The organism is Pseudomonas kitaguniensis (genome assembly GCF_009296165.1).
Taxonomy (GTDB): domain Bacteria; phylum Pseudomonadota; class Gammaproteobacteria; order Pseudomonadales; family Pseudomonadaceae; genus Aquipseudomonas; species Aquipseudomonas kitaguniensis.
This window is the reverse complement of the sequence record NZ_VUAZ01000149.1, coordinates 1-535: the sequence shown is the minus strand read 5'-3', so window position 1 is coordinate 535 and position 535 is coordinate 1. Positions and strand designations below refer to the sequence as shown.

General features: G+C 54.0%; 1 protein-coding gene. It reads right to left on the bottom strand.

What is annotated here, in order from left to right; genetic code table 11:
- On the bottom strand, positions 1 to 535 hold a 535-nt coding region (locus tag F0169_RS23015; protein WP_152747705.1), incomplete at both ends, for an immunoglobulin-like domain-containing protein.

Sequence of the window (535 nt, the reverse complement as noted above, 5' to 3'; positions counted from 1 at the left end):
CGGAGTTTCGAAAACTACGGTACCAGCGGATTTGCCCGCTTCAATAACGATCGTCTGACCATTCGAAAGCGTCACAGTGACCGCAGTTTGCGCTGGGTTAGTCAGCGTAGCGGTGTAAGTGATGTTGCCGCCTTCGGTGACCGAATTATTTGCGGTCAGGGTAACGGTGGTGGTGTCGATCGAGTCGGCAATCGTAGTGACTGCAGGTGCAGTGTTTGGCACCAGGTTTTCAAAGTTACCGCCGGTTGCAGCCGTAATAGTGGTGCTAACAGTTGAACCGTTGTTGTAAGCATCGTTGGCCGGGGTATCCACCGCCACAGTACCAACCGACTCACCCGCCTTGATAGTAATCACCGAGCCATTGCTCAAGGTGACGGTTACTGGCGTTTGCGCTGGGTTAGTCAGCGTAGCGGTATAAGTAATCTGACCGCCTTCGGTGACCGAATTGTTTGCGGTCAGCGTAACGGTGGTGGTGTCGATCGAGTCGGCAATGGTGGTTACAGCAGGCGCTGTATTCGGCACCAGGTTTTCGAAG